20 protein-coding genes are annotated in these 22,517 nt (G+C 73.0%); 6 read left to right on the top strand and 14 right to left on the bottom strand.

Going from position 1 to position 22,517, the window contains the following annotated elements; all coding sequences use genetic code 11:
• Positions 1–47: 47 nt before the first annotated feature.
• Positions 48–2,486, bottom strand: a complete 2,439-nt coding sequence (locus tag ACSUPR_RS23780) for an AAA family ATPase (RefSeq protein ID WP_436886943.1) — start codon at positions 2,484–2,486, stop codon at positions 48–50.
• Between the two features lie 156 nt (positions 2,487–2,642).
• On the bottom strand, positions 2,643–3,353 hold the full coding sequence (locus ACSUPR_RS23775) for a ribonuclease HII (protein ID WP_436886942.1): 711 nt from the start codon (positions 3,351–3,353) through the stop codon (positions 2,643–2,645).
• Between the two features lie 437 nt (positions 3,354–3,790).
• Between ACSUPR_RS23775 and ACSUPR_RS23770 the strand changes: the two genes are divergently transcribed.
• The 3 genes from ACSUPR_RS23770 to ACSUPR_RS23760 all read left to right on the top strand — a co-directional run bounded on the left by ACSUPR_RS23770 (position 3,791) and on the right by ACSUPR_RS23760 (position 5,574).
• Positions 3,791–4,405, top strand: coding sequence for a DoxX family protein (locus tag ACSUPR_RS23770; protein ID WP_436886941.1), 615 nt, complete (start codon positions 3,791–3,793; stop codon positions 4,403–4,405).
• An 81-nt stretch (positions 4,406–4,486) separates the two neighbouring features.
• Complete coding sequence (locus ACSUPR_RS23765) at positions 4,487–5,143, top strand: hypothetical protein (protein WP_436886940.1); 657 nt, start codon at positions 4,487–4,489, stop codon at positions 5,141–5,143.
• A 239-nt stretch (positions 5,144–5,382) separates the two neighbouring features.
• The gene (locus ACSUPR_RS23760; RefSeq protein ID WP_436886939.1) at positions 5,383–5,574 is read left to right on the top strand and encodes a hypothetical protein; all 192 of its coding nucleotides are present in this window, start codon (positions 5,383–5,385) and stop codon (positions 5,572–5,574) included.
• Between the two features lie 60 nt (positions 5,575–5,634).
• On the opposite strand, the gene ACSUPR_RS23755 is transcribed toward ACSUPR_RS23760, so the two are convergent.
• On the bottom strand, positions 5,635–7,077 hold the full coding sequence (locus ACSUPR_RS23755; RefSeq protein WP_436886938.1) for an SPFH domain-containing protein: 1,443 nt from the start codon (positions 7,075–7,077) through the stop codon (positions 5,635–5,637).
• On the bottom strand, positions 7,078–8,841 hold the full coding sequence (locus ACSUPR_RS23750; protein WP_436886937.1) for an SPFH domain-containing protein: 1,764 nt from the start codon (positions 8,839–8,841) through the stop codon (positions 7,078–7,080).
• Between the two features lie 272 nt (positions 8,842–9,113).
• Between ACSUPR_RS23750 and ACSUPR_RS23745 the strand changes: the two genes are divergently transcribed.
• A complete protein-coding gene (locus ACSUPR_RS23745; RefSeq protein ID WP_436886936.1) occupies positions 9,114–9,410 on the top strand; it encodes a hypothetical protein in 297 nt (98 codons plus the stop codon).
• 12 nt (positions 9,411–9,422) lie between these two features.
• On the opposite strand, the gene ACSUPR_RS23740 is transcribed toward ACSUPR_RS23745, so the two are convergent.
• From ACSUPR_RS23740 to nrdR, 7 genes are all read right to left on the bottom strand, one after another.
• Complete coding sequence (locus ACSUPR_RS23740; protein WP_436886935.1) at positions 9,423–9,851, bottom strand: CBS domain-containing protein; 429 nt, start codon at positions 9,849–9,851, stop codon at positions 9,423–9,425.
• Between the two features lie 38 nt (positions 9,852–9,889).
• Positions 9,890–10,789, bottom strand: a complete 900-nt coding sequence (locus ACSUPR_RS23735) for a hypothetical protein (RefSeq protein WP_436886934.1) — start codon at positions 10,787–10,789, stop codon at positions 9,890–9,892.
• Between the two features lie 197 nt (positions 10,790–10,986).
• Positions 10,987–11,412: a cytotoxic translational repressor of toxin-antitoxin stability system gene (locus tag ACSUPR_RS23730; RefSeq protein WP_436886933.1), complete on the bottom strand. Its 426-nt coding sequence runs from the start codon at positions 11,410–11,412 to the stop codon at positions 10,987–10,989.
• Positions 11,409–11,861, bottom strand: coding sequence for a prevent-host-death protein (locus ACSUPR_RS23725; protein WP_436886932.1), 453 nt, complete (start codon positions 11,859–11,861; stop codon positions 11,409–11,411). The genes ACSUPR_RS23730 and ACSUPR_RS23725 overlap by 4 nt, the downstream gene beginning before the upstream one ends.
• A 37-nt stretch (positions 11,862–11,898) precedes the next feature.
• Positions 11,899–12,216 carry a hypothetical protein gene (locus ACSUPR_RS23720; protein ID WP_436886931.1) on the bottom strand — a complete coding sequence of 106 codons (318 nt, stop codon included), beginning with the start codon at positions 12,214–12,216 and terminating at the stop codon, positions 11,899–11,901.
• Between the two features lie 49 nt (positions 12,217–12,265).
• Positions 12,266–15,061, bottom strand: coding sequence for a vitamin B12-dependent ribonucleotide reductase (locus ACSUPR_RS23715; protein WP_436886930.1), 2,796 nt, complete (start codon positions 15,059–15,061; stop codon positions 12,266–12,268).
• Between the two features lie 91 nt (positions 15,062–15,152).
• Positions 15,153–15,641, bottom strand: coding sequence for a transcriptional regulator NrdR (gene nrdR / locus ACSUPR_RS23710; RefSeq protein WP_436886929.1), 489 nt, complete (start codon positions 15,639–15,641; stop codon positions 15,153–15,155).
• A 538-nt stretch (positions 15,642–16,179) separates the two neighbouring features.
• On the opposite strand from nrdR, the gene lexA reads away from it, so the two are divergent.
• The gene (lexA, locus tag ACSUPR_RS23705) at positions 16,180–16,905 is read left to right on the top strand and encodes a transcriptional repressor LexA (protein WP_436886928.1); all 726 of its coding nucleotides are present in this window, start codon (positions 16,180–16,182) and stop codon (positions 16,903–16,905) included.
• A 305-nt stretch (positions 16,906–17,210) separates the two neighbouring features.
• A complete protein-coding gene (locus ACSUPR_RS23700; RefSeq protein ID WP_436886927.1) occupies positions 17,211–18,272 on the top strand; it encodes an alpha/beta hydrolase family protein in 1,062 nt (353 codons plus the stop codon).
• Between the two features lie 187 nt (positions 18,273–18,459).
• On the opposite strand, the gene ACSUPR_RS23695 is transcribed toward ACSUPR_RS23700, so the two are convergent.
• From ACSUPR_RS23695 to leuS, 3 genes are all read right to left on the bottom strand, one after another.
• On the bottom strand, positions 18,460–19,122 hold the full coding sequence (locus ACSUPR_RS23695) for a hypothetical protein (RefSeq protein ID WP_436886926.1): 663 nt from the start codon (positions 19,120–19,122) through the stop codon (positions 18,460–18,462).
• Positions 19,119–19,706, bottom strand: coding sequence for a hypothetical protein (locus ACSUPR_RS23690; RefSeq protein WP_436886925.1), 588 nt, complete (start codon positions 19,704–19,706; stop codon positions 19,119–19,121). Before ACSUPR_RS23690 ends, ACSUPR_RS23695 begins: the two co-directional genes overlap by 4 nt.
• Before the next feature lie 78 nt (positions 19,707–19,784).
• Entirely contained in the window at positions 19,785–22,280 is a 2,496-nt protein-coding gene (gene leuS / locus ACSUPR_RS23685; RefSeq protein ID WP_436886923.1) for a leucine--tRNA ligase, read from the bottom strand.
• Positions 22,281–22,517 lie beyond the last annotated feature (237 nt).

Below are 22,517 nucleotides of genomic sequence, written 5' to 3'. Positions count from 1 at the left end.
AGCAGCACGGGCCCGGCCCCGCCCGCTATCCCACCGGCCCTTTCCGGTCAGGTCTGCTGGGTGGCCTCGGCGTAGGCGGAGCGGACGTCCGCGCTGGTGAGGACGGTCAGTTCGGCGGCGGTCGCCGCGTCGCCGACCTCCTGGGACACCCGCAGGTCCCGCTGGGAGCACGCCTTCTCGAACAGGGAGCGGGCGAACCGGCCGTTGCCCAGCTCGTCGATCCACCCCTCGGCGCACACGTGGGAGAAGATGCTGCGCAGGTCGTCCACCGCGCTGTCCTCGAAGGCGTCGCCGGTACGGGCGGCCAGCGCCTCGGCGATCGCGGTGAGCTCGTCGGCGGTGTAGGAGGGGAAGCGCACCCGGACGTTGAACCGGGAGGCCAGCCCCGAGTTGGAGGCCAGGAACCTCTCCATCTCCGCCGGGTACCCCGCCAGCACCACCACGAGGCGGGAGCGGTCGTCCTCGGCTCGCTTGAGGAGGGTCTGCACCGCCTCGGCGCCGAACGCGTCCCCGCCCCCGTACCCCGGGTTGATCAGCGAGTACGCCTCGTCGACGAACAGCACCCCGCCCAGGGCCCGGTCCACCAGCCGGTCGGTCTTGATGGCGGTGGCCCCCAGGTGCTCGCCCACCAGGTCGGCCCGCTGGGCCTCCACCACCTCGGCGCGGGCCAGCATGCCCAGGGCGGCGAAGACCCGGCCCAGCACCCGGGCGACGGTGGTCTTGCCGGTGCCGGGCGGGCCGGTGAAGACGAAGTGGCGCATGGGCGCGTGGTTGAGCAGTCCCTGCTCCTCGCGCAGCCGGGCCACCCGCAGCTGGGCGACCAGGGACCGGACCTGGGCCTTGACCGGCTCCAGGCCGATCATGGCGTCGAGCTCGGCCAGGGCCTCCTCGATGCCGGGGGCCTCCCCGAATCCGGGCAGGCGCGCCGTCAGTTCGTCGTAGGCGGCGACCACGTCGGCGGAGCGCAGGGTGATGAGCTCCTCGGCCTCGGGCCGGGGCGCGGGGCGCCCCTCCGAGACCCCGGAGGTGACCACCCGCACGTCGCGGGCCTGGGCCGCCTTCTCCACCAGGGAGCGGGCGAACCGGCCGTTGCCCAGTTCGTCGACGGCCTCGCGCTGCACGGCCTGGTCGAATCTTCGCCGCAGGGTCCGGGCCGCCTCAGGGTCCAGGACGTCGCCGCGCTGGCCGACCAGCGACTCGGCGATGCGGAACAGCTCGTCGGCGGTGTAGCTGGGGAAGGTGATGCGGGTGGCGAAGCGGGAGGCCAGGCCGGGGTTGGACGACAGGAAGGCGTCCATCTCCTTCTCGTACCCGGCCAGCACGATGACCAGCCGGTCCCGGTCGTCCTCCGCGCGTTTGAGGAGGGTCTGCACCGCCTCGTTGCCGAACCGGTCGCTCTGTCCGTCGCCTTCGTTGACCAGCGAGTACGCCTCGTCGATGAACAGCACCCCGCCCAGGGCGCCGTCGATGAGCTCGTTGGTCTTGATCGCGGTGGCACCCAGGTACTCCCCCACCAGGTCGGCGCGCTGGGCCTCCACGACACGGGCGGTGGGCAGCAGTCCGAAGGAGTGAAAGATGGTGGCCAGGGTGCGGGCGACGCTCGTCTTGCCGGTGCCGGGCGGACCGGAGAAGACCAGGTGCCGCAGCGGGCGCTCGACCGGGAAGCCGGCGTCGGCGCGCAGGCGGGCCGCCTCGATGGAGGCGGCCAGGCCCCGGACCTGCTGCTTGACCGGGTCCAGGCCGATCATCGCCTCCAGTTCGGCCAGGGCCTCGTCGACGGGCACCGGCTCGGGGTCGTCCCCGGCGGCGGCGCGCCTGCGGGCCGGGGCGGCGGGGCGGGCGGTGTCGGCGCGGCCCTGGACTCGTTCGGCGCGGGCGGTGCGGGAGACCGGGCGGGTGTCGGCCTGGGCGCTCTCCCGGGCCGTGTCGGACTCCTTGCGGATCTGCCGGGAGGAGGACAGCCGCCACAGCAGGCAGGCGCCCGCGGCGGCGTAGAGCGCCCCGACGCCCCAGGAGGAGGGCGGGGCCGGGGCGACCATGCCGACCAGGGCCAGGGAGAAACCGGCGATGAGGCCCGCCGTGAGGGAGAGCGCCGCGGTGTGCCAGACCGGGAACTCGCGCACGGCGGCGGCCGCCGCCACGACCAGGAGCGGCAGCAGCGGAACGAACAGCGTGACCGGCTCACCGGCGAGCGGGAGCTGGAAGAGAGGGAAGGCGACGGCGGTCCAGGCCAGGCAGACCACCACGGTGACCAGGGCGTCGGCCGAGCGCATCAGCGCGGCGAAGAGCAGGATCAGGGCCAGGGCGACGGAGACCGCCGCGAACACGGGCACCGAGGCGACCAGAGCGCCGACCGCCACGACGGCGAGCACGACCACTCCGGCGACCAGCCTCCTGGGCAGGGGGACGGACCGGTAGCGGGCGCGCAGGCGCTCCAGACCGGAGGGCCCGGGTGCCGCGGTACCGGGGCGCGTGTCGCGCGTCATCGGTGCCCCTTCCTGCGTGGGGGTCCGGAGGCGGGCCTCCGGCCGGGGGTCGCTGGCCGGAGGGGCGGTCGAGGGGTCGACGGCCACGCCTTCAGCCTTGCCCCAACCGCACCCGGTTGTCCAGTGCGGGGCGGCGTGTCGCCGGCCGGGCGGGGGTCAGAGCAGGGGGATCTGGCCCCCGGGGCCGGGCCGGGGCCTGCGCAGATGGCTCCAGCGCGGCAGGTCGTCGAGGTAGGACCAGCTCATCCGGTGCTGCGGGGTGGGGCCGTGCTCGGCCAGGTGGGCGCGGTGGACGGGCGAGGGGTACCCGGCGGCCCGCTCGAAGGCGTAGCCGGGGTGGGCCTCGGCGAGTTCGGCCATGTGCGCGTCCCTGCGCACCTTGGCCAGGATCGCGGCGGCGGCGACGCTGATACAGGTGAGGTCGCCCTTGACCTGGGTGCGAACCCGCCAGGGGCGGCCGATGAAGTCGTGGGAGCCGTCGAGCAGGACGGCGTCGGGACGCGTCGTGAGCCCTTCCAGGGCGCGGCGGGCGGCGCGGCGCAGGGCCTCGGTCATGCCCACCTCGTCGATCTCGGCGGCCTCGGACCAGCCGAAGGCGTGGTCGGCGACCCAGGGCTCCAGCCGGGCCGCCAGGTCGCGGCGGCGGGCGGGGGTGAGGCGCTTGGAGTCGGTGAGGCCGGCGGGCGGCTCGCCCGGGCCGGGGACGGCCGCGCAGACCAGCAGGGGTCCGGCCCAGGCCCCGCGCCCCACCTCGTCCATGCCGGCGACGACGCGCGCCCCGGCGGCGCGGAGCCGGTCCTCCACCTCGTAGGTGGGCGCGGCGGGCGGTGCGGCGGGGACCTTGGCGGCGGGCTCGGAGATCGACACGTTCCAAGCCTAGGGCCTGTTCTCCGGATGTCGGTCTGCTCCCCGGGGCCGGGGCCCCGTCCCCGGGGGCGCCGGGCCGGGCGGCGGCCGCGGCCGTCAGGCCGCCCGTCGGGGGCGGTGGCGGGCGGGCCCTGCGCGCCCGGGCGGCCGGACCGCTCCCCCGCGTGTGCACCTGCGGCGCTGAGGACTGCGGGCCCCGTCCCGGACGCCTCGCACCGGGCGGACCGGCACCACCGCTCCCCCTGTTGCTCCACCCGGATGCGCGTGCGCCGCCACCGCGGGGCCTCGCCCGGGGCGGGTGCCGCGCCGGACCGATGCAGGGGAAGGCCGACGGAGGCGGGTCTTTGCACGACTCGCCGTTTATCACAGTGCGTCATGCCACATGACTTTCGGTAGTTTCCGCTTGTCAGGATCGCGCACAGGTGTGACCCGGAGGAATGGACATGCAGCGCCCCACCCCGCACTCCCGGCGCCGGAGGCCACGCCCCCGACCGCGCGTCCGCCTGCGCCGCCGCGGCCTCTACGACGTCGGGGCCGCGCTGACCCGGGTCGGCGTCGGCTGGGTGTTCGCCGACCACGGCCTGGCCCTGCGCGGCCAGGAGGCACGGCTGGCCGCCCACCTCACCGAGGCCGGGACACCCCTGCCGGCGCTGGGGGTCCACATCCTGCCCGCCCTCATGGTCGCCACCTCGCTGTCCTTCGCCGTGGGGCTGCTCACATGGCTCGCCGGCCCCCTGCTCGCCCTCTGCGCGGTGCTGGGCGCCCTCGCCCCCGCGGCCCCCGAGCTCTCCCCGTTCGACTCCTGGCCGGTGACGGCGCTGGTCACGGCGGTGTGCCTGCTCATGGCGGTCAACGGCGGCCGGTGGTCCTGGGATCACCTGGTCCTGGCGCCCGAACCCGCCGAGCGGTCCCGGCGCCCCGGATCCCCCCGCCTCCGCCCGGAGTACACGGAGGGGAAACCTCCCGCTATTTCCGCCCGCCGCCCCGAACACGCCCCGCCACTGCTCTATCCTGTGGGTCAGGCCGCTGTACGTCGGCCGTATCAAATGTGACGCGGCCCGCTCCGGCTCCTCCTTTCCACGCCTCCGCGGTACCGTGTCCGTCACCAGCATGGATTCGGTGGGGGGAACACCATGTCCGCGGTAGGTTCCGGCCCGACCCCTGACGGGTCCGTGGCCAAACTGATCGAGATCGCCGAGAAGCCCACCCTGGGCCAGCGGCTCATCAGCTGGGCCTCGCGACCTCCGGGAAGGCTCTACATCCCCGCCTGCGCGGTGGTCGGCCTCGTTCTCCTCTTCGAGGACAGCGTCCCCTCCGGCCACCTGCCCACCTTCGTCGTCGGTCTGGCCGGCGGCCTGCTGCTGGCCGGGATGGGCGCGCTGCGCCTGGGCATCGCCCTGGCCGTCGCCCGGCCGATGATCCGCCACTACTGGCTGCGCTGGATCTCCGCCCCGCTGATCGCCGCCCTCGCCATCGGCGTCTCCGCGGCCGACCTCCCGCTGAGCGCGCGGGTGCAGGCCTCCGCCGAGGATCTGGCGGACCTGGCCGAGCGGGCCGACGAGTCCTCCGCCATCCCCCTCAACGGGGAGCGGGCGGGGATGTACTCGCTGCGCAGCCTCAGCGTGTCCGACGGGGTCCTGCACTACGAGGTGGAGGGCGCCGGCCTGGTCGGCCGCGCCGGACTGGCGCACAGCGACGGGGAACTCCCCGAGGGCGTGTTCGTCAACGGCCAGGGCACGCGCATCTACGAGCACGTCACCGGCGACTGGTACGTGTGGGTGGAGCACTGACCGGGAGGGCCGGGAGCATCGGGCGGGGGCCGGGGCGCGTGGGCGTCCCGGCCCCCTCGCTCGCCGCAGGGGCCCTCTCCCGCACCGCCCCCGGCGCCGCCGGCGGCGGTCCCGTACCGTGCCTTTGCCGTCGCTTGTGCTCTTCCAATACGGCTCTCACCTTCGGCGTGTAGACCTGGAGGAGCCCGGGAGGGGTCCCCCTGACCCCGGACCCGCGGCGGACCCTGAGGAGAGGATTCATGCGCGAGTTCACGCTCACCCTTCACCTGCGGATCCACGACTCGATCACGGCGCTGCGCCGGGCCCACGCCCGGGGCGACGACGACCTGGCGACCAGCCAGGCCGGGGAGATCGAGGACCTGGTGGAACTGGCCGCCCGCAACGGTATCGACATCGGAGCGGGATACGCCGACCTCTCCCCCTGCGGCTGACCGGCATACGGAAGGGCTCCGCGGCCACGGCGGCCGCGGAGCCCTTCTGCCGTGCGGGGGTCAGCGGCGGCCGAACCCCTCACCGTTCTCGAACTGGCGCCGCATCGCGGCCTCCTGCTGCTCCTGGTACTCGTCCGCCAGCTGCTGCTGGCGGGCGGCAGCGGCGGCGACCGCGCCGCGCGCCGACTCCAGGCCCTCGACCGCGCGGTGCGCCGGGTCCGCGGACCGCGAACCGCCGCCCATCACCTGCGGCAGCAGCTGGGCGGTGATCAGCGTCGACAGCGCCGAGGAGTCCCCCGACCCGGCCTCGGTCTGCACCACGACCGGGCGCGGGGCGCGCTCGGCGAGCGTCGTGCCCACGTCGAGGCGGCGGCGGGCCAGCTCGTACTCCAGCACCGCCCGGTTGTCCCGGTAGGCGGTGGCCAGGCGCTGCTGGGCCTTGGCCTCGTTCTCCGCGGCGACCAGGTCGGCCCGGCCGCGCGTCTCGATCTCGTAGCGCACCCGCTGCGCCTCGGTCTCCTGCTCCTGGAGCATCTGCGCGACGTCCTTGCGGGCCTTGTTCAGGGCCGCGTTGACCTCGACGATCTTGGCGTCCCGGACCTTCTTGGAGCGTTCGATGTCCATCAACAGGGTGTCGATGCGGCGCTTGCGGGTCAGCTCCCACTCCTGCTCGTAGGCCACCAGTTCCTTGGACACCCGTTCCCGGGTGGCCAGGTGCTGCTGGTACTGGTTGGGCAGCTGCACGTCGGGGATGTTGCAGCCGGTGATGACCACGCCGTACTTCTCCAGCTGCTGGTTGAGCAGCCTGCGCATGTCCTCGACGTTGGAGCCGCGCAGGTCGTAGGCGGACTCGGTGCGCACCAGGCGGCTGCGCTGGCGGATGGCGTCCTGCACCGCGCTGGACAGCACTAGGTCGAAGTTGCTGGCGCCGATCGTCAGCACGAACCGCTGCGGGTCCTGGATACGGAACTTCAGGAAGAACTCGATCGACTTCAGCGGCACGTTCTCACGCGTCGGGCAGGCCACCACCGGCGCCGTGTACGGGATCTCCGTGCTGGTGTCCACCACGTAGTCCACGCGCTTCCACGGGTGCCACAGGTAGTGGCGGCCCGGGTCGATCACCTTCTGCACCTTGCCGTACTTGGTGAGGATGCCCTGGGTGCCGTGCTCGATCTCGATGATCGAGCCGCGCCACCACCACAGCACCGCCACCGCGATGGAGAGGACGCCGACGAACAGGGCGACCGGTGCCAGCGCGAAGTTGATCGGCGCGGACAGGGCGCCCTCGATCGCCACGTTGAGGGACATGACCAGGCCCGAGGTGAGGGCGAACAGCCCGATCCACACCAGGACCATCCACCGCAGGCCGCGGTTGTCCTTGGGGATGACCACGGGCACCACGGCGCCCTGGTCCCCGCCGCGCAGCAGCCCGGCGAGGTCGTTCCACGAGGAGAGGGACTCCTTGATGCTGGAGCCGCTCCTGACATTGACCGGCTGGCTCATCTAGCGGCCTCCCTCGAACGTGCCGGGCCCCTGGGACCACGGCGGAAGCGGCGGGTCCTGCGGCCCGGAGTACGGCTCGCCCGCGGGCGGCGGGGCGTCCAGGCCCGGCCCCTGCGGCTCCGGCTCCGTACCGTCGCGGGCCTCGGCCAGACGCTCGTCGATGGCCTCGTCGGACACGGACTGGCGGATCTCCTCCACCAGGTCCTCGCCGGCGGTCTCGGCCGGGCGCTGCTCCTGCGCGGCGCCGTCCTCGCGCAGCAGGGAGTCGATCTCCTCCTGGCGCTCGGCGATGCGGGCGTGGATCTCGCCCAGGCGGGAGCGGATCGCCTCCATGTCCTCCTGCGAGAACAGGGCGGCGTCGGACTGGCCGATGATCTCCTGCGCGATACGCAGGTAGTCGACGCTGACCGCGTCCCCCGAGCCGATCCGCAGCACCTGCGGCAGGCTGTCGGCGACCTCGGACAGCTTCTCCAGCAGGGTCTCGCGGAAGCGGTAGTTGAGGATCTCGGGGGCCTCGGCCGCGCTGACCGCGCGGATGTCCAGGGCCTGGGCCTGGAGCAGCGCCGCGTTGGCGTTGGCCTCGGACTCGGCCTCCACGAAGCGCTGGCGGGCCAGCGCGCGGGCGCGGTTGGTCTCGCGCTCCAGGGCGGTGTCCATCTGCGCCTGGTACTGGGCGATGTCGGCCTGGATCGCCGACAGCGTCTCGTTGAGGGTGGCCAGCTCCTTGTTCAGGTCGCCCTCGTTCTGCTCCTTGCGCAGCTGCAGCTCGTACTCGAAGGTGTAGGCGTCCTTGGCGACCCGCACCATCTCCGGCGCCGCCAGGTCCATCCGGTACTCCTGGCTGGAGGGCTCGGCGTGGGTGATGTTGGCGCTGGTCACCACGACGATGTCGCTGAACTGGCGGTTGAGCTGGTCCAGCAGCGCCTGGGTGCTCTCCCCGACCAGGTCGTAGATCGCCGAGGCCTCCTGCTCGTAGATGAGGCTGCGGGTGGTCTCGCTGATCGCGTTGTTGAGCTTCTCCTGGAAGCCGTGCACGCCGCCCAGCGTGTAGACGAACCCCTCAGGGTTCTTGATCTGGAACTGGACGAACAGGTCCACCGACGCCTGCACGCCGCTCTTGGTGGGGGCCGAGCGGATGGGCGCGTTGAACGGGTACTCGCGCACCACGTTCACGATGTAGGACACACGCTTCCACGGGTTGAACAGGGTCACCAGGCCCGGCGGGTAGATGCGCTCCATCCGCCCGAAGTGGGTGACGATGGCGACGCAGCCCTCCGGCACCATGACCATGCCCTGGCGCCACCACATGAAGGCCGTGACGGCGATGGTGATGATCCAGTAGTGGACGCCGAAGAACGGGTTGAGCAGCGCGTTGCCCCCGGCCAGCGAATAGGGCAGGAGGACCAGGAGTGCGCCGACCAGGCCGAGCGCGATGAGCGCGACCGCCGGGAGCATGGTGACGAAGGTGCGGCCGCGGGGGATGACCATGGGGCAGACCACGTGCACCGGGCCGTTGGGGCCGCGCTCGTAGCTGCTGCGGTTGATGGCCTCGCCGGCGTTGTTGAGGGAGACGGTCTTCTGCTCGATCCGAGTGCCCACGGAACCGCCCTGGTCGCGGGCGGCGACGAAGTCGCTCGGGTCGAGTCCACCCCCCTCGGTGACCTGCCGGGAGGTCTGTTGCAGGGCATCGGTCACGGCCTGCCGCGGATCGCCTCCCTGGGCGACCGCTGCGGCCGCGCCGCGCACCGTCTGCGCGAACGACATGGGCGGGAACTCCTCGGTTCGGAAGATGTGGGAACTAACCGCTTCGACGCCGCGTACCGGGGACCGGTTCCAGGCGGACGGCGGTCTCCCGCGGGCGGACCCGGTAGCGGATGGTTTCGACCTTCGCATATGTCCTGGCCGGAACCCAGGGGTGAGCCCGGAGCGTGGCCGTACGGTGATCCCATGGTGCCGGGCGCGTGCCGCGCGGTGCCCGCCCCGGCGGGGCGATAACGTCGTTCCCGCACGTACCGAACCCGAACAGAGGAGTTCCCATGGCCTCCGTACCCAGCGCCGTCCTGACCACCGCGGGCCTCGTCGGCGGCTACGCCGTGGCCCGGGCGACCGGGAACCGGCCCCTGGGAGGCGCCGTCCTGGCCGGGTTCGGCGCGGCCGCGTTCGAGACCTGGCGCCGGGGCTCCGGCGTGGGCACCGCGGTCGCCCTGACCGCCGTGTACGCGGGGGCGTTCGGTCTCGCGCACCCGCTGGCGAAGAAGATCGGCTCCTGGCCCGCCGTGCTCGGCGTGACCGCCGCGACCGCGGCCCTGGCGGTCGCCGCCGAGCGCGACTGACCGGGGCGGCCGTCAGCCGCCGTGGATGTAGGCCTCCAGCTGGGCCCGGTCGTACTCCAGTCCCCGCACGCGGCTCTTGACGACGTCGCCGATGCTGACGATGCCCGCCAGCCGGCCGTCCTCCACCACCGGGACGTGCCGGAACCGGCCCCGGGTCATGGTCTCGCCGATCTCCTCGACGGTGTCGCCGGGAGCGCAGGTGACCACGTCCGCGGTCATGATCGAGGAGACCGGCGCGGACAGCAGGTCCGCGCCGTGCCGCTCCAGGCCGCGCACCACGTCGCGCTCGGAGGCGATGCCGAGCAGCCGTTCGCCGTCCACGACGACGACGGCGCCGATGTTGTGCCGCGCGAGTTCGGTGATCAGCAGCGCGACGGTCGCGTCAGGGGGGACGCGCACCACGTCGGGTCCCTTCGTCCGGAGGATCGCTGCGATGAGCATGGGGGCCACCTTCCCGCGGGCGTGTCGCTGTTGAAGGGCTACCCGCCGTCCCGCACACCCAACCACCGGCGTCCGCCCCACGGGGCGGGTCCGGTGGGGCCGGCCCACTCCGCCAGTAGGGTGCGCGCCGGGCGGCGCTCCCTTCGCGGGTCCCGGCCCAGTCGCTCGGGGGTGTTCGCGTGGAGGTGGCGGGTGAGCTCCTGCACCGCGTGGAACCTCGCGGACGTGGGCCCCAGCCGGGACACGTGCTCGAAGAACGCCGTGACGGCGACCCGCGCGTGCGCGTAGCCGAGCAGGTCGGTGGACATCCCCCGGCAGTGGGTGAGCGTGAGCAGGAACAGTCCGGTGTTGTCCACCAGGGCGGGGTCGGCGTCGGGGCGGGCCACCTCCTCGTGCGCCCGGATCCCGACCAGGACCGCGTGCGCGAAGTACCCCTGAGTGATGTCGCCGTTCGCCGGATGGCGCGGCAGCCACTGCCGCGCCTCCTCCGTGCCCTGGCGCAGCAGCGCCTTGACCGCGTACACCAGGCCCCACCCCTGGGAGCGCTCGGTCGCCCAGATCAGGGAGGCCGTCGCGTCCGGCAGCCGCTCCAGGATCCGGTGGGCCAGCGGGCCGAAGGTCTCCGGGTACAGCGCGATCGTCTGTACCAGCGGGACGTCGGCGGGTTCGGCGCTCTCCAGCAGCAGAGCCAGACCGATGAGGACGGAGTCGACGTCGGTGGCGCGGCGGACCGGCCAGCGGCCCGTCCGGCGGGCGTGCGCCGGGTCCGCCTCGCGCACGGCCTCGGCGATCCGCTCGTCCCGGAAGATCGGCACGGCCACCTCGCGCACCGCCCAGCCCAGGTAGCAGGGGTGCAGGTCCGGCCAGGCCAGGTGGGCGCGCACGGCCTCGGCGGCGTCGATCCCGAGCCGGTCGCGCCGTGCGTGGCGCAGGTTCATCGCGCCCTCGGGGAAGGGGGCGTTCTGCGGTTCCAGGGGGCGGTCGGGATGCGGGCGTGCAGGCGCAGAGCGTGCTCGTAGAGGGGGATCCCGGCACCGGGCGCCGGACTCACCACGCGTTCGTGGACTCGCTTCCGTTGATCATGGCGGAGATGATCCCACGCCGCCCCGCCCCGCACAGGGCGCTCGGACGTGGTTCAGGTGCCCTCGGTCCAGTACCTCTGCATGCGCGCCACCGCCTCGTCCTTGCTCATTCCGGCGATCTCCCCCTCGGGGACGCCGGCCCGGGTGATGAGGAGGTGGACCAGCTCGGCGGGCAGCGGCTCCGCGGCCGGGGCGGGGAATCCGCGGTCGGGCGGCGTTCCGTCGCGGACACACGCCCAGAACACCGCCTCGGTCACCCCCAGCTGGTCCCGCAGGATGTGCGCCCACATGCTCCTGCCGTAGTCGGTGCGGTCCACGGGGCGGGAGATGCGGGTCCGCAGCACCCGCCCGTCGGGCAGCACCAGCTCACAGGTGACGTAGTGGGTACCGGTCCGGCCGCGGGAGTCCCTGACCGGCGCCCACCCTTCCGCCTTGCAGAACCGCTCGTGGTCGTCACGTGTGGGGGGCGGCCAGGTCACGGCGCCTCCCCGAGGATCCAGGCGCGCAGCTGGCGGTCGTCGCTGAACTCGACGAGCTGGACCAGGGCCCAGTTGTCCCGGTGGTTGGGGGCATCGAGGAGGCGGTCCTGCCAGTCCTCCGCGTACTCGCGCAGGGCGTCGACCATCTCCGCGGCCGCCTCTTCCAGTGTGGCTCCCTCAGCCGCGACCGGCACCCCGGGAATGAACACCGAGAATCCGCCGCCCTCGGCCACCACCTCGGCCCGCCACGGGGTGACCGCGGTCAGGTACCGGCGCAGCCGCTCGACATCGACGACGGCCGCTCTGGCCGAGTGTCTGCGCACGGTGGCGACCCGGCCGCGCTCCGCGGCGTCCAGCAGGAGCTTCAGGTGGTCCCGGGCCTCGGTGTAGCTGTCGTAGTGGACCGCGCCCATGAAGACCTCCGGTGATGTCGGCGAACCCTGGTCCATTATACGTACGTCGCGTACGCCGCGTACGTAGAAGGGTTCAGACGGACCAAAGGGCGCCGCGGCGGTGGCGGCCGGGGGGCCACACGACCTCCTCGGCGGCGTCGGGGACGAGGCGCCCGCCGGCGGTGGCCGCGTGCCGGGCCAGGCCGGCGGCCCGGCGGGCGCGGCGTCGCTCGCGGCGCTCGGCGACGGCCACCTCCACGGCCAGGGACCCGTCCCGGACGAGGACCCGGGCGAGTTCGTGGACCCGCACCCGGCGGACCACGCGTTCCGGGGGGCGGCCGCGGGCGTACCGCAGGGCGGCCAGCGGCCTGCCCTGCCGGTGGATCCGCGCGTGGTGGGCGGTACGTGCCACGGGCGCTCCCTCCGCTCACCGCGAGGGTGGCGGCGGGAGCGCCCCGGGCTCAGCTGCAGCCGCTGGTGGAACCGCACCCCTCGCAGGCGTAGCAGCTGCCCGCCGGGCGCATCTTGGTCCCGCAGGTGACGCACAGCGGGGCGTCGGCGACGAACCCCTGCGTACGCTCCACGAGCTCCGCGGTGGAGTGCGCCTCCGCGGGCCGCGCGGACGGCGCCACCCGCGGCTCCCGCTCACCGGTGGGCGCCGACTGGGCGTAGGACTCCACCTCCGCGGCCACCTGCGCCGGGTCCTCCCCCGCCAGCCGCGCCTCGCGCTCGGCCACCGAGAACACCCCCAGCGCCGCCCGCTCCTCGTAGGGCAGGTGGTCCAGCGCCAGGCGGCGGAAGATGTAGTCCATCACCGACTGCGCCATGCGGATGTCGGGGTCGTCGGTCATCCCGGCGGGGTCGAACCGCATGTTGGTGAACTTCTCCACGTACGTCTCCAGCGGCACCCCGTACTGCAGGGCGATGGAGATCGCGATGGAGAACGCGTCCATGACCCCGGCCAGGGTGGAGCCCTGCTTGCCGAGCTTCATGAACACCTCGCCCAGCCCGTCGTCGGGGTAGGAGCCCGCGGTGATGTACCCCTCGGCGCCGCCCACCGAGAACGAGGTGGTCTCGCTTGGGCGCTTCTTGGGCAGCCGCCGCCGCACCGGCCGGGGCGGCGCCTCCGCGGTCCGCGGCTCCGACTTCGCCGTGGACAGCGGCTGGCCGACCTTGCAGTTGTCCCGGTAGACGGCGAGCGCCTTCAGGCCGAGCTTCCAGCCCTGGAAGTAGATGTGCTCGAAGTCCTCGACGGAGGCCCCCTCCGGGACGTTCACCGTCTTGGAGATCGCCCCGGACAGGAACGGCTGCACGGCGGCCATCATCCGCACGTGGCCCATGGGCTCGATGAACCGGCGGCCCATGGCGCAGTCGAACACCTCGTAGTGCTCCTCGCGCAGACCGGGCGCGCCGACCACGTGCCCGTGCTCGGCGATGTACTCGACGACCGCCTCGACCTGCTCGGGCTGGTACCCGAGGTGCTCCAGGGCCCGCGACACCGAGCGGTTGACGATCTGCATGGACCCGCCGCCGACCAGCTTCTTGAACTTCACCAGCGAGAAGTCCGGCTCGATCCCCGTCGTGTCGCAGTCCATCATGAACCCTATGGTCCCCGTGGGCGCGAGCAGGCTCGCCTGGGCGTTGCGCCAGCCGTGGCGCTCGCCGGTCTCCAGGCAGTCGGCCCAGGCGCGGGTGGCGGCGGCGTGGATCGGCTCCTCCAGGGCGCCGACGGTGCGCAGGGCGTCGTTGGCCGCGGCGTGTTTGCGCATGACCCGCCTGTGGGAGGCCTCGTTGCGCCGGTAGCCGTCGTAGGGGCCCACCGCGCCCGCCAGTTCGGCGCTGCGGCGGTAGGCGACGCCGGTCATCAGCGAGGTGACCGCGGCGGCGACGGCGCGCCCGCCCTCGGAGTCGTAGGCGTGGCCGGTCGCCATGAGCAGGGCGCCGAGGTTGGCGTACCCGATGCCGAGCTGCCGATAGGCGCGGGTGATCTCGGCGATCTTCTCGGTGGGGAAGTCCGCGAACGTGACGGAGATGTCCATCGCGGTGATGACCAGCTCGGTCAGCCGGGTGAACCCCTCCACGTCGAACGTGCCGTCCTCGCGCAGGAACGCGAGCAGGTTGATCGACGCCAGGTTGCACGACGAATCGTCCAGATGGAGATACTCCGAACACGGGTTGCTTGCACTGATACGTCCGGATTCGGGGGTGGTGTGCCAGTCCTGGATGGTGCCGTCGTACTGGACGCCCGGGTCGGCGCACTCCCAGGCGGCCTCGGCCATACGCCGGAACAGGGCCTTGGCCTCGACCTCGTCGACGACCTCGCCGGTGGTGCGGGCGACCAGGCCGAAGCGCTCGCCGTCCTCGACGGCGCGCATGAACGCGTCGGAGACCCGCACGGAGTTGTTGGCGTTCTGGTACTGGACGCTGGCCATGTCGGCGCCGCCCAGGTCCATGTCGAACCCGGCGTCGCGCAGTGCCCGGATCTTGCGCTCCTCGTGGGCCTTGGTGTCGACGAACTCCCCGATGTCGGGGTGGTCGACGTCGAGCACCACCATCTTGGCGGCCCGCCGGGTGGCCCCGCCGGACTTGATGGTGCCCGCCGAGGCGTCCGCGCCGCGCATGAACGACACCGGCCCCGAGGCGCTCCCCCCGGAGGAGAGCAGTTCCCTGCTGGAGCGGATCCGGGAGAGGTTGACCCCCGCCCCCGAGCCGCCCTTGAAGATGATCCCCTCCTCCTTGTACCAGTCGAGGATCGACTCCATCGTGTCCTCGACCGACAGGATGAAGCACGCGGAGACCTGCTGCTGTGCCGAGGTTCCGACGTTGAACCAGACGGGGGAGTTGAAGCTGAAGAACTGGTGGGCGAGCGCGTACTTGAGTTCGTGGTCGAAGACCCCGGCGTCGGCCTCGGTGGCGAAGTACCCGTGTTCGCGGCCGGTGCGGGTGTAGACGCCGACGACGCGGTCGATGAGCTGTTTGAGGCTCCACTCGCGCTGCGGGGTGCCGAGAGCTCCCCTGAAGTATTTCCCGGTGACGATCTGTGTGGCGTTCATCGACCAGGTCACGGGGAACTCCACCCCGCGCTGTTCGAAGTTCACCGTTCCGTCGCGCCAGTTCGTCATGACGACGTCCCGGCGCTCCCATTCCAGGGTGTCGTAGGGATGGACGCCTTCGGTGGTGAAGATCCGCGGGATCTTCAGCCCCCTGCGCCTCCCTTTGCCCTTGCGTCCCGTCGATCCGCTGGTGGTTTCCGTCATGGCGGAGTCCCCCGTAGGTGTGGCGCGGGCGCGGCCCGCGCGCGGAGCCGTTGCGCGAGGGCGTCGGTGGGGCGCCCCCGGGAGCGGCGCGTCAGGCCGTGGTGTCGGCCTCTTCCTTGGCCCGGGCCTCGGCCTCGCGGTCGCGGCGCAGGCTGGCGATCTCGGCCTCGAAGTCGGAGAGGCTCTCGAAACCGCGGTAGACACTGGCGAAGTGCAGGTAGGCGACCTCGTCGAGCTCGCGCATGGGACCCAGGATGGCCAGGCCGATCTCGTGGGCCGGGACCTCGGCGACACCGCGGCCGCGGATCTCCTCCTCGACCTGCTGGCCGAGCTTGGCGAGCGCGTCCTCCGAGACGGGCCGCCCCTGGCAGGCGCGGCGGACGCCGGCGATGATCTTGGTCCGGCTGAAGGGCTCGGTGACGCCGGAGCGCTTGGCCACCATCAGCAGGACGGTCTCCTGGGTGGTGAACCTGCGCTCGCAGGCCGGGCAGGAGCGGCGGCGGCGGATGGCCGCGCCGTCGTCGGTGGACCTGCTGTCGATCACCCGGGTGTCCGGATGGCGACAGAACGGACAGTGCATCCCGGTTCACCTGCTTCCCTCGCCGAACTGACAACCCTGGGTCTACTAAACCACAACTCCTGGGCCGATGCTCGCGGAGTCGACACCAGATGTTGTGGTCGAACCTAGTCGGAGGGTCGGAGGAACCGCAACTTTCGCGGGCACAGCGTGTCGCGTCCGCGGGCGCCAGGATATCGCCGCGAATCCCCTTCCACGGCGCGACTCCGGGTTTTCGGCCGGCCCCTTGCCCGGGAGAGGTGAACACCGCATCCCCCGTTCTCCAACCCGGGAGCAGATCTTCCGCCATTCCGGGGGCGACGCCACGTGAACACGTGTACACACGTAAGTGAGACCGGAAAAGCGTCGTGGAGAAATCCCCCGACAATTATCCACAGGTCTCGAACGCTTGTTTGATATCACCGTGCGCAACGACTAACGTTGTCCTTGATTTCACGCCGGTTTCGCCATCACGTGGACACAGGGGCCGGAGCGGTCGCTGACCGGTGGTGGCCAGTCGTGCAAACAGGCCCTGACCGAACCGATGCCGAGGAGGCCGGCCGTGCCGGAGGAGAATCCCGGAGCCCTGGATTCCGGAACCACCACCGTTCTCTCGCCTGTGGGCGATGCGGGTGCGCCCGAGGAGGCGCCCAAGCTCACCGCCCGCCAGCAGAGCGTCCTGAACTGCATCCAGCGGTACCTGCGCGAGCGCGGCTACCCGCCGTCGATAAGGGAGATCGGCGAGGCGGTCGGCCTGTCCAGCCCCTCCAGCGTCGCGCACCAGCTCAAGGTCCTCCAGCGCAAGGGCTACCTGTACCGCGACCAGAACCGGCCGCGGGCCGTGGAGCTGCGCCAGCCGGGCCGTCCCGGGGTGCGCGCGCTGACCGCCGCCGAGGAGCCGGACCCGGCCCACGCCGCCCGGGTGCCCCTGGTGGGCCGGATCGCGGCGGGCGGTCCCATCCTGGCCGAGGAGTCGGTGGAGGACGTGCTGTCGCTGCCGCGCCGGCTGGTCGGCGAGGGCAGCCTGTTCATGCTCACGGTGGTCGGCGACTCGATGACCGACGCAGCCATCACCGACGGGGACATGGTGGTGGTCCGCCAGCAGCCGGACGCCGAGAACGGCGACATCGTCGCGGCCCTGCTGGACGAGGAGGCCACGGTCAAGGTGCTGCGCCGCACCGACGACGGGCACGTCTGGCTGATGCCGCGCAACGAGGCCTACGAGCCGATCAACGGCGACGCGGCCACGATCCTGGGCAGGGTCGTCGCGGTGATGCGCCGCGTCTGAGCCGGGCCGCCGCTCCCACGGCCCGCCCCCGCGCCTCGGGGCGGGCACCGCGCACCCGAGAGGAGACCCCGGGGAACCGGGGGAGGACGACGCCCCCCGACCCGCACCGGGGACCGTTCCGCTCTCCGGTTCCCGCCCGCCGGACCGCCGCCGCGCCGCCGCCCGGCCCACGGGAGCGCACCGGGCTCCGGTACGGCACCGCCGGACCCCCAGGGCGGGGTACGGCGGGGGCGCGGCCGCCCGCGCCCCGGCGCAAGCGCCGAACCGGCCGAAGGCGTCCGCGCGACAGGCCCTAGGCTGTTCGGGTGTTCTCTTCCCTCGCCTTCCCGCTCATCCGCGGGCGCGCCGCGGCTGCCGCGGCCGCGGTCCTGCTGCTGACCTGCGCCTGTACTCCGGAGGACGCCGCTCCCCCGCCCGAGCCGGCGGGGCCCGAGCGGGAGCTGAGCTTCACCGTGGACGGGACCGAGGTGTTCGCCACCCTCACCCTGCCCGAGAACGCGTCCGGCCCGGTGCCGGGGGCGCTCATCGTGTCGGGCAGCGGTCCCACCGACCGCGACGGCAACAGCCGGATGCGCCCGGACGCGGACACCAACCTCAACTTCGCGCGCGCCCTGGCCGAGGCCGGGGTGGCCTCGCTGCGCTACGACAAGCTCGGCAGCGGCGAGACCGGCCTGGGAGACCTCGACCCGGACGCCCCGGTCGACCCGGACGTGTTCGACGCCCAGCTGGCCGCCGCCTACGGGGAACTGGTGGAACAGCCCGAGGTGGACCCGGAGCGCACCGCGGTGGTGGGGCACAGCGAGGGGTCCCTGTACGCGCTGCGCGCCCACGAACTGGTGGACGCCTCCCCGGCGCTGGTGCTGGCCGCGCCGGTCGGCGACCGCTACCTGGACCTGCTGGACCGGCAGCTCACCGAACAGGTGCGCACGGCCGAGGCGGTGGGGCAGCTCGCCGAGACGGAGGCGGTGGCGATGCTCTCCGACGCCCGTGCCGGGCGGGCCGCCGTGCGCGGCGGCCGGTCGGTGCCGGACGACCTCGGCGAGATGGTCGGCCTCCTGTACTCGCCGCAGAACGCCGCCTTCCTGGCCCGGATGGACGCGCTGGACCCGGTGGAACTGGCCCGGGAACTGCCCGGGGGCACCCCGGTGCTGGTGCTGTGGGGTGAGTCCGACGCCCAGGTCACCCGGGAGGAGGTGGACCGGCTGATGACGGGTCTGCCCGCCGCCGAGCGGCTGGACGTCCCCGACGCCGACCACGTCTTCCGCCTCTACGAGGACGAGCCGGGGGCCGCGGTGCTGGACGCCGAGCGCCCCTTCGCCCCGGAGGTCGGCCCGGCGCTGGCGGAGTTCGTCGACACCGCCTGGTGACCTCCCGGTGCCGGCGGGAGGCCGCACTGCGCCTTCCGGATGGCGCCCTCGCCGCCGCGGCCCGCCCCCGGGAGCACCTCGGCCCGGACCACCGGAACGGTCCGGGCCGGCACCGCCTCCGGGCGGCACTCCCCCACTGCGTGCGGACCCCGTCTCGGCCCCCGTGTTCGGGGCGTCCGGAGGACGGTCAGTCGTCCTCGCGGGTGATCTCGTCGGGCAGGGCGTCCACGGTGGCGCGGGCGATCTCCTCCGCCCCCGAGGTGACGCGCTCCTCGGCGGCGGGGACGCGGCCGTCGTACCCGGCCGCGGCCGAGTGGCAGCTCTCCAGGTACAGGTTGGACACCCGTACGGCCACGCAGGCGGTGGTGTAGCCGCCGTCGTCCAGCCAGGCCACGGCCTGGTCCCCCAGCTCGTCGACCGGGAAGGCGTTGCGGGAGGCGGTGGTCGCCTCGAAGTTCTCCTGCGCCGTGACGACCCCGCCCGGATTGGGCGCGGCCACCATGACGAGGGTGGCGGTGGCCGGGACGGAGTCGCCGTCGCCGCCGGGGGTCGCCCAGCGGCACTGCCAGCCCTGCCCGAAGGGGTCCGCCGCGCCGCCGAGGGGCTCCTCCAGGGTGAGCTCGCGGTCGGGCACCCGGGCGTCCAGGGCCTCGGTCTCCCCGACCTCGCAGGTGGGAGCGGCGTCGTACACGCCGGTCTCGGGGTCCTCGCGGGTGAGCACGTACCAGGCGGCTCCTCCCGCGGCGGACAGCAGCAGGACGGTGGCGCCGATCACGCCCGCGGTGGCGCAGCCCCGGCTCTGCGGCTGGCTGGAGGGGATGGTCTCGGGCGGGTGCACCGGAGGCGTCACAGGGCGGCCCCGAGGTGTTCGGCGAAGGCGACGGCGGTGGCCCGGCCCTCGTCGGGGGAGACGGGTTCACCGCCGGTCACGGCCGTGTAGGAGACCCGCACCAGCAGGTTGTCGACGGGGAAGGCGAGCTCGGTGTCGCCGGACCCGCCGCGCCACACCAGTCCCTCGCCGGTGGTGAGGGCGACGGTCTCCGCGGCGGCGGGGGCCAGCGCGGCGGAGGCCGCCCGGGCCCGTTCCTCGCCGGGGACGGGCTCCTCGGCGGTGGGGTCGGTGAACAGCGCGGAGTACTCCACCCGCAGGACGCCCTGGCGGGAGGTGTCGGAGGTACCGGCGGAGGTCCACCGGCACACGGTGCTCTCACCGCCGGTGAGCGGTCCGCGTTCGGCGAGGTCCTGGACGGCGCCGGGCAGGTGCTCGTCGAGCAGCCCCCCGAGGTCGCCGCAGTCGGGTGCGGCGCTGTGGACGTCCCCGGGGTGGGGTCGGTCCGGATCGTCCTGTGCGGCCCACAGGCCGCCGCCGATCGCCGCCGCGGACACCGCCGCCGCGCCCACCGCGATCACACCCGCCCGTGCGAGGGGACCCAACGGTCACCGCCTCCCTGTCCGGTCGCCGACCGAGCGCGGTGCGACGGCGGCCGCGGGCCGCGGCCGCCGTCGCGGTGGTCAGCCGACGACGATGTTCACCAGTTTCGGCGCGCGCACGATCACCTTGCGGATCTGCTTGTCGCCGATGAAGCCCTGTGCCTTCTCTGACGCCAGCGCGAGCCGTTCCAGTTCCGCCGGGTCGATGTCGGGCGCAACCGACAGCTTGTCACGGACCTTGCTCTGCACCTGCACGACGCAGGTCACGGTCTCCTGGACCAGCAGGGAGGGGTCGGCGTCGGGCCAGTTCCCGACGGCGACGGTCCCGGTGCGGCCGAGGCGCTCCCAGCCCTCCTCGGCCACGTAGGGCGCGAACAGGGACAGGGCGACCGCGATGAACTCGGCGGCCTCGCGAACCGCCGGGTCGGCGGCGCCGGGGCCGGAGTCGATGGCCTTGCGGGCGGCGGAGACCAGTTCCATGACGCGGGCGATGGCCACGTTGAACCGCTTGGCCTCGACCAGGGAGGTGACCTGGTCGATGGCGCGGTGGGTGGCGCGGCGCAGCTCGGTGTCGCCGGCGGCCGGGTCGGTGCCCGGCTCGGAGGCGGCACCGGCCTCGTTCATCACCCGGTAGGCCCGGTTGAGGAACTTCTGGGCGGCGACGACGGACACGTCGGCCCAGTCGACGTCCTCCTCGGGCGGGCTGGCGAACAGCATGGTCAGCCGGACGGCGTCGACACCGTAGGCGTCGATCTCCCTGCCCAGGTCGACGCCGTTGCCCAGGGACTTGGACATGGCCCGGCCCTGGTTGATGACCTGGCCCTGGTTGGTCAGGCGGCGGAAGGGCTCGGTGAAGGACACCATGCCCATGTCGTACAGGACCTTGGTGAAGAAGCGCGCGTACATCAGGTGCAGGGTCGCGTGCTCCTTGCCGCCGATGTAGTGGTCGACGGGGCCCCACTCGTTGACGCGCTCGGTGTCGAAGGGCGCGGTGTCCAGGTGCGGCGAGATGTAGCGCAGGAAGTACCAGGACGAGTCCACGAAGGTGTCCATGGTGTCGGTGTCGCGCTGGGCGGGACCGCCGCAGGAGGGGCAGTCGACGTTGACCCAGTCGGTGGCGGAGGCGAGCGGGGACACGCCCTTGGGGGCCAGCTCGGCGCCCTTGAGCTCGGGCAGGGTGACGGGCAGCTGCTCGTCGGGGACGGGCACCTGGCCGCAGGCGGGGCAGTGGATGATCGGGATGGGCGTGCCCCAGTAGCGCTGGCGGGACAGCAGCCAGTCGCGCAGGCGGTAGTTGACGGTGCCCCTGCCGGTGCCGCGCTCCTCCAGGACGCCGATGATGCGCTCGATGGCGTCGGCCTTGGTGAGGCCGTCCAGGGGGCCGGAGTCGCGCAGGGTGCCCTCGCCGGCGGTGGCGACGCCGGTCTCGACGGGGTCGGGCTCGCCGGTCTCGACGACGACGCGCACCGGCAGGTCGAAGGCCAGGGCGAAGTCCAGGTCGCGCTGGTCGTGGGCGGGGACCGCCATGATGGCGCCGTGGCCGTAGTCGGCCAGGACGTAGTCGGCCGCCCAGACGGGCATGCGCTCGCCGTTGACCGGGTTGATCGCGTGGCGGCCCAGGAACACGCCGGTCTTGGGGCGCTCGGTGGTCTGGCGCTCGATGTCGGACAGCTTGGCGACGTCGGAGCGGTAGGCCTCGAAGGCCTCGCGCTGCTCGGGTGCGCACAGCTCGTCGGCCAGGTCGGCGTCGGCGGCCACCACGAAGAAGGTGGCGCCGTAGAGGGTGTCCGGCCGGGTGGTGAAGACGGTGACCGGCTCGTCGCGCCCCTCGATGGCGAAGTCGACGTCGGCGCCGGTGGAGCGGCCGATCCAGTTGCGCTGCATGGCCAGGATCTCGTCCGGCCAGTTGCCGCCCTCCAGCTGGTCCATGTCGTCCAGCAGGCGCTGCGCGTAGTCGGTGATCTTGAAGTACCACTGGTTCAGGCTGCGGCGCACGACCTCGGTTCCGCAGCGCTCACAGCGGCCCTGGACGACCTGCTCGTTGGCGAGCACGGTCTGGTCCTTGGGGCACCAGTTGACCTGGCCGTCCTTCCGGTAGGCGAGGCCGCGCTCGAAGAACCGGGTGAACAGCCACTGGTTCCACTTGTAGTACTCGGGGTCGCTGGTGTGGATGCGCCGGGACCAGTCGACGGCGATGCCGTAGCGGCGGAAGGAGGCCGCCTGGGTCTCGATGTTGGCGTAGGTCCAGTCGGCGGGGTGCGAGTCGTTCTTGATGGCCGCGTTCTCGGCGGGCAGGCCGAAGGAGTCCCAGCCGACGGGGTGCAGCACGTTGTCGCCGCGCTGGAAGCGGTAGCGGCCGATGACGTCGCCGATGGCGTAGGCCTCGGCGTGGCCCATGTGCAGGTCGCCGGAGGGGTAGGCGAACATGTCGACGACGTAGCTGCGGGGCCGGGTGTCACCGGGGTCCTCGTCGGCCTGGAACGGGAGTTCGGCGGCCCAGCGCGCCTGCCACTTCTCCTGGAGGGCGCGGGCGTCGTAGGTGTCGCCCGTCGTCTGGTCGCCGTCTACCGCTGTCATCGCTGCCTGTTCCCTCGGTCCGGTCGCTTGCTTCGGAGGTGCCGTACTGCACCGTCCTCAGGTTATCGGTTGGCCGACCGGGGCGCGGACGGGTTTCCCGGCCTGTGGACAGGGGTTCCGGGCGGCCCGCGCCACCCTCCGGCCGTCACACACCGTCACCGAACGTTGCGTGAGATTACGGGTGCCTCGCCCCTCCACACCGACCGTCCGGTTTGTTACTCTGCCGTAAAAGTGGCG

The organism is Nocardiopsis dassonvillei, from assembly GCF_964273065.1.
Classification (GTDB): Bacteria; Actinomycetota; Actinomycetes; order Streptosporangiales; family Streptosporangiaceae; genus Nocardiopsis; species Nocardiopsis dassonvillei_B.
The sequence above is the reverse complement of the archived record's forward strand: the minus strand, read 5'-3'. Positions and strand labels throughout refer to the sequence as shown.

Coding starts and splice junctions, on each gene's coding strand:
- ACSUPR_RS23780 (WP_436886943.1), bottom strand. CDS start 2,486: ATGACGCGCGACACGCGCCCCGGTACCGCGGCACCCGGGCCCTCCGGT.
- ACSUPR_RS23770 (WP_436886941.1), top strand. CDS start 3,791: ATGGACATGCAGCGCCCCACCCCGCACTCCCGGCGCCGGAGGCCACGC.
- ACSUPR_RS23765 (WP_436886940.1), top strand. CDS start 4,487: ATGTCCGCGGTAGGTTCCGGCCCGACCCCTGACGGGTCCGTGGCCAAA.
- ACSUPR_RS23760 (WP_436886939.1), top strand. CDS start 5,383: ATGCGCGAGTTCACGCTCACCCTTCACCTGCGGATCCACGACTCGATC.
- ACSUPR_RS23755 (WP_436886938.1), bottom strand. CDS start 7,077: ATGAGCCAGCCGGTCAATGTCAGGAGCGGCTCCAGCATCAAGGAGTCC.
- ACSUPR_RS23750 (WP_436886937.1), bottom strand. CDS start 8,841: ATGTCGTTCGCGCAGACGGTGCGCGGCGCGGCCGCAGCGGTCGCCCAG.
- ACSUPR_RS23745 (WP_436886936.1), top strand. CDS start 9,114: ATGGCCTCCGTACCCAGCGCCGTCCTGACCACCGCGGGCCTCGTCGGC.
- ACSUPR_RS23740 (WP_436886935.1), bottom strand. CDS start 9,851: ATGCTCATCGCAGCGATCCTCCGGACGAAGGGACCCGACGTGGTGCGC.
- ACSUPR_RS23735 (WP_436886934.1), bottom strand. CDS start 10,789: ATGAACCTGCGCCACGCACGGCGCGACCGGCTCGGGATCGACGCCGCC.
- ACSUPR_RS23725 (WP_436886932.1), bottom strand. CDS start 11,861: ATGGACCAGGGTTCGCCGACATCACCGGAGGTCTTCATGGGCGCGGTC.
- ACSUPR_RS23715 (WP_436886930.1), bottom strand. CDS start 15,061: ATGACGGAAACCACCAGCGGATCGACGGGACGCAAGGGCAAAGGGAGG.
- nrdR (WP_436886929.1), bottom strand. CDS start 15,641: ATGCACTGTCCGTTCTGTCGCCATCCGGACACCCGGGTGATCGACAGC.
- leuS (WP_436886923.1), bottom strand. CDS start 22,280: ATGACAGCGGTAGACGGCGACCAGACGACGGGCGACACCTACGACGCC.